The sequence below is a fragment of the Sciscionella marina DSM 45152 genome (assembly GCF_000379465.1).
Classification (GTDB): domain Bacteria; phylum Actinomycetota; class Actinomycetes; order Mycobacteriales; family Pseudonocardiaceae; genus Sciscionella; species Sciscionella marina.
Genome location: NZ_KB905438.1, coordinates 1 through 6,069, shown reverse-complemented (window position 1 = coordinate 6,069; position 6,069 = coordinate 1). Strand labels below are relative to the sequence as shown.

At 67.1% G+C, this 6,069-nt stretch carries 2 protein-coding genes; both read left to right on the top strand.

Features of this window, described 5'->3' with window-relative positions; translation table 11 throughout:
* The first annotated feature begins 7 nt into the window (after positions 1-7).
* Positions 8-4,528 (top strand): KR domain-containing protein, encoded by a 4,521-nt coding sequence (locus A37U_RS47345; RefSeq protein WP_276143676.1) that lies wholly within the window; start codon positions 8-10, stop codon positions 4,526-4,528.
* Positions 4,529-4,532: 4 nt separating this feature from the next.
* The coding region (locus tag A37U_RS0137450; RefSeq protein ID WP_020501792.1) for a type I polyketide synthase at positions 4,533-6,069 on the top strand (1,537 nt) is incomplete at its 3' end.

The following is a 6,069-nucleotide window of genomic DNA, read 5'->3' as shown; positions in this document are numbered from 1 at the left end:
GTATGGTGTGGAGCCTGCTGGGGTGGTGGGTCATTCGCAGGGGGAGATTGCGGCGGCGACGGTGTCGGGTGCTTTGTCTGTTAGTGATGGTGCTCGGGTGGTTGCGTTGCGGGCGCGGGCGTTGCGGGCGCTTGAGGGTTTGGGTGGGATGGTGTCGATTCTGGTGTCGGCGGAGCGTGCGGGGGAGTTGATTGCGCCGTGGGGTGGGAGGCTTGCGGTGGCGGCGGTGAATGGTCCTGCGCAGGTGATCGTGTCGGGTGAGGTGGGTGCCCTGGACGAGTTGGAAGCCGCCTGCGGGAGGGAGGGTGTGCATTGTCGTCGGGTGGATGTTTCGTATGCTTCGCATCATTCGCAGGTGAATCGGCTGGCCGAGGTGATCACCGCTGATTTGGCCCCGGTTTCTCCGGTGTCGACCGGGATTCCGTTTTTTTCGACGGTGTCCGGTGCTGTGATCGATACCGCGGGCCTGACCGGGGATTATTGGTTGGAGAATTTGCGTAGTCAGGTGAGGTTCTTCCCCACCGTGACCCATGCCCTCGATCAGGGTTTCACCCATGTGTTGGAGGTCAGCCCGCACCCGGTGCTCGGCGCACCCCTGGAAGAAGCCGCGCAAGGGATTCCGGTGCACTCCACCGTGCAGCGAGACACCGGCCAGGAACGGTTCCGTACCGCGCTGGCCGAACTGCACCTGCGGCACGGGAATGTGGATTGGTCGCGGGTATTCGAGGGCGCGAAGCGGGTCCAGCTGCCCACCTATGCCTTCCAGCATCAGCGCTACTGGCTCGACGCGGGGCAAGGCAGCCAGGACGTCGGCACCGTTGGCCTGCGCTCGGCCGAGCATGGGCTGCTGGGTGCGGTGTTGCACGCGGCCGATACCGGGGCGGTGTATCTCACCGGACGGCTCTCGCTGACCGCGCAACCCTGGCTCGCCGATCACGCCCTTGGCGAGACCGTGCTGCTGCCCGGTGCGGCCATGGTGGAAATGGCCGTGCACGCCGGCGATCAGCTCGGCTGCCCCCGGGTGGACGAACTCGTTCAACACGCTCCGCTGGTGCTGCCCGCATCCGGGGCGGCCACGGTGCAGGTCACCGTGCAGGCTCCGGACTGCGAAGGCCAGTGTGGCTTCACCATCCACTCCCGGCCCGCGGACGAACCGGCAGAGCAGGAGTGGACCCAGCACGCCGAAGGAACTCTGACCAAGGGAACGGCGGCCAGCGATGACGGCCTTTCCGTGTGGCCGCCCCAGGATGCGGAGCCGATAGCGGTGGACGGCTTCTACCCGGCGCTGGCCGAGCGCGGGCTGAACTACGGCCCGGTCTTCCAAGGCTTGCGGCGGGCTTGGAGGAGGGACGGCGAATTGTTCGCCGAGGTGGTGTTGTCCGACGAGCAGGATACCGAGCAGTTCGTCCTGCACCCGGCCCTGCTCGATGCTGCCCTGCAGGCGGCCGAACTCGACGGTGGCGACGGCACCCGGCTGCCGTTCTCCTGGCACGGTGTTTCGGTATTCGCCACCGGGGCCCGGTCGCTGCGGGTACGGGCCGCTCCGGCCGGGGACGACGGGATTTCGGTGACGACCGCGGATTCCGCGGGCGCCCCGGTAGCGCACGTGGATGCGCTGATCTCCCGCCCGGCACCCGACAATCTGTCCGCGGGACCGGTCCGGCTGCGGGACGCCATGTATCGGGTGGACTGGCAGGACTGGTCCGGCGAAGGTTCGCCGCTTGACACCGAGCTGGCCGTGGTCGGCGAGCCCGGACAGGTGGGGCGCTGGCTGAGCACGGCGGGATATACCGTGATCAGCCACTCCGGCTGGGAACAGCTCGCCGAATCCGGAGCTGTTCCCGGGATCGTGCTGTGGGACCTGGACACGGACCCGGAACTGGCCGGAAGCGTTTGCTCCGGCGAGGCGATCGACGGATCCACAGCGGACACCGCAGCGCACATCACCGAACTCGGCCTGCGGCGGATCCAGCACTGGCTGGCCGAGGACCGGTTCGTCGAGGCACGGCTGATCGTGGTGTGCCGCGCAGGTCTGCCGAGCTCGGGGCTGACCGGCCTGGTGCGCAGCGTGAGCGCGGAATTCCCCGGCCGGGTAGCACTGCTCACCGTGGCTGGCGAGTCCGAAATGGACGGTGAACTGCTTGCCTCGGCACTGGGCACGGACGAGACCGTGCTCGGGGTGCACGATGGCCGGGTGCGGGTGCCGCGCCTGGACACGGTCGGCGCGGAGCTGACCGTTCCCGAGGGCGGCTGGCGGGTGTCCGCCGATTCCGCCGGCTCGCTCGACGGGGTGCGACTGGTTCCCGACGACGTGGGCACGGCGGAACTGGCCGCGGGCGAGGTCCGGGTGCGGGTGCGCGCCGCCGGAATGAACTTCCGGGACGTGCTGGTGGGCCTTGGCATGTATCCGGATCCGGACGCGGCGATGGGCAGCGAGGCAGCGGGTATCGTCGTCGAGCTCGGGCCCGGAGTGGATTCGGTGCGCGTCGGGGACGCGGTGATGGGCCTGTTCACCGAATGCTCCACCTTCGGCGCGCTCGCGGTGACCGATGCCCGTCTGCTCGCCCCGGTACCCGAGGGCTGGACCTTCGAACAGGCCGGATCGACCCCGGTGGTGTTCCTGACGGCGTGCTACGCACTGGCGGACCTGGCCCGGCTCACCGCGGGGGAACGGGTGCTCGTACACACCGCGACCGGCGGGGTCGGCTTGGCTGCGCTGCAATTGGCGCGGCATTGGAATGCCACGGTGTTCACCACCGCGCATCCGGACAAGTGGGATCGGTTGCGCGCGCTCGACATTCCCGCGGAGCGGATCGCCAGCTCGCGCAGTGTGGAGTTCGCGGACGCCTTCCTGGACGTGACCGAGGGCGCCGGAATGGACGTAGTGCTCAATTCGCTGGCGAATGAGCAGACGGATGCGTCGTTGCGGTTGCTTTCGCGTGGTGGGCGGTTTGTGGATATGGGCAAGACCGATGTGCGTGATGCGGAAACCGTTGCGGCCGAACATGATGGGGTGCGGTATCGGGCCTTCGATCTGATCGAGGCCGGACCGGACCGCATCCACGAGATACTCATGACCTTGCACGAGCTGTTCACCACCGGGGCCCTCACCCCGCTCCCGGTGCGCTCGTGGCCGATGCAACAGGCCAGCCGCGCGCTGCGATTCGTGCGGGAGGCGCGGCATATCGGCAAGGTGGCGCTGACCTTGCCGGAACCACTGGACCCACAGCGCCCGGTGCTGATCACCGGGGGCACCGGGACGCTGGCTGGATTACTGGCCCGGCATCTCGTCGGCCACTATGGCGTCACCCGGCTGATCCTCACCTCGCGCGCCGGCCGGGAGGCCGCGGGAGCCGTGGAACTGGAGCAGGAATTGCTGGCCCTCGGTGCCCACGCGGTGGACATCGAGGCGTGCGATGTCACCGACCGGAATGCCTTGGCGGCCCTGCTCGCCGAGCAGCCACACGTGGGGGCGGTATTCCACACGGCGGGCGTGCTCGATGATGGGCTCTCGGTCAATCTCACCGGCGAGCAGCTGGCGAAGGTATTGCGGCCGAAAATGCACGCGGCCACCTATTTGCATGAGCTGACCGTGGAGATGGGGCTTTCGCAATTTGTATTGTTTTCCTCGGCTGCGGGTGTGCTCGGTGATGCGGGGCAGGCGAATTATGCTGCCGCGAATACGTATCTGGATGAGTTGGCGCGGGTTCGGCGGGAAATGGGTTTGCCGGGGCTGTCGTTGTCGTGGGGATTGTGGGCGGACGAGTCCGGGATGACCGGGAACCTCGATGCCGCCGAACGCTCCCGGATGGCCGCCGAGGGGATGAGCCCGCTCTCCGCCGAACACGCCCTCGGACTGCTGGACGCCGCGCTCGGATCGACGCACCCGCACTATCTGCCGATCGCGCTGACCGTGGGCAACCAGAAAGAACCGCTGTTCCGGGCGTTGGCCAGGACCCGCCGCTCCAGCGCGCACACCGCGACGGCCGGGGACGGTGCAGGCGCCGGGCTCGTCGATCAGCTGGCGGTGCTGAATGTTGATCAGCAGTGGCGGTTGGTGGAGTCGGTGGTTGCTGAGCAGGTGAATGTGGTGTTGGGGCATGCGGATGGGCATGTGGTGGATGTGGGTCAACCGTTTTCGGTGCAGGGTTTTGATTCGTTGACGGCGGTTGAGTTGCGGAATCGGTTGAATGCGCGGACGGGTTTGCGGTTGCCTGCGACGTTGATTTATGACTATCCGACTCCGCGGGATATCGCGGGACTGCTGCATCGCGAACTCGCCCCGGCGCCGTCCGATAATGGTGGTTCCTCGGTGCTGCACCAGATCGCGGGCCTGGAAACCGCACTGGCCGGGGCGATCGAGGAGGCGGACCACCCGGAGATCACCACGCGGCTGCGCGCACTGCTCGATCGGTGGACCGAGAGCACGCTCGCCAAGGACGACACCGCCGCAGAGGGCGAAAACCTCGGCGACGCCTCGGCCGACGAACTGCTGGACATCATCGCCAAAGAATTCGGAAGGTCCTAAACCGATGCCGAACGACGAGAAGCTGCTCACCGAGCTGAAATGGATGACAACCGAGCTGCGGCGCAGCCGAAGGCGCCTGGTGGAGGTCGAGGACGCCGCGCATGAGCCGGTGGCGATTGTGGGGATGGGTGCTCGGTTTCCTGGTGGGGTGGGTTCGGCGGAGGATTTGTGGCGCCTGGTTGCTGATGGTGTGGATGCGGTGGGGGAGTTTCCGGTCGATCGGGGTTGGGATGTGGATGCGCTTTATGATCCGGATCCGGATGTGGCGGGGAAATCGTATGTGCGCAGCGGTGGTTTTCTCGGGGACGCGCTGGAGTTCGATGCGGAGTTCTTCGGGATTTCTCCGCGTGAGGCTGTGGCGATGGATCCGCAGCAGCGTCAGTTGCTGGAGGTGGCGTGGGAGACCTTGGAGCATGCGGGAATCGATCCGGCTACCCTGCGCGGCAGCCAGACCGGGGTGTTCGCGGGCGTGTTGCAAAGCGATTATGCAACTCGGCTGCACACCATTCCCGCCGATCTCGAGGGTTATCTGGACAACGGCAATATGGCCAGCACCGCGAGTGGCCGGATCGCCTACACCCTCGGCCTCGAGGGACCGACGCTGTCGGTGGACACCGCCTGTTCTTCCTCGCTGGTGGCGCTGAATCTTGCGGTGCGGGCGCTGCGTAACCAGGACTGCGGGCTGGCCCTTGCCGGTGGGGTGACGATCATGTGCACCCCGGCGACCTTCACCAGCCTCAGCCGCCAGCGCGCGCTGGCCCCGGACGGTCGGTGCCGGGCGTTCGCCGAGGACGCGGATGGTTTCGGTGCGGCCGAGGGTGTCGGTTTCCTTGCCCTGGAGCGGCTTTCCGATGCGCGGCGTCATGGTCATGAGGTGCTGGCCGTCATTCGCGGTTCGGCGGTCAACCAGGACGGGGCCTCGAATGGGTTGACGGCGCCGAACGGTCCCGCACAGCAGCGAGTGATCGAGGCCGCGCTGGCGGACGCGCGCGTGGGTGCCGCGGATGTGGATGTGGTGGAGGCGCACGGCACCGGTACCTCGCTTGGTGATCCGATCGAAGTGCAGGCGCTGCAAGCGGTTTACGGTGCACAGCGTTCCCCGGGGCGTCCACTGTGGTTGGGTTCGCTGAAGTCGAACGTCGGCCACGCCCAGGCCGCCGCCGGGGTTGGCGCGGTGATCAAGATGGTGCAGGCGCTGCGCGCCGGAATCCTGCCGCGGACACTGCACGCAGGGAATCCGTCGTCGAAGATCGAGTGGTCCGGTGGTGGCGTCGAACTGTTGCAGGAAGCGCGTGCCTGGGAATCCGAAGGGCCTCGCCTTGCGGGCGTTTCCTCGTTTGGGATTAGTGGGACGAATGCGCATGTGATTTTGGAACAGGCTCCGGAGGTTGAGACTGTGGAGTCGGTCGAGGTTGCCGGTTCGTTGCCGTTCCTGGTGTCCGGTCGGACTCCGGATGCGTTGCGGGATCAGGCTGCCCGGTTGCGTGAGTATGTGCTGGCGCGTCCGGAGATGGCGCTGGGGGACCTGGGTTTTTCGTTGG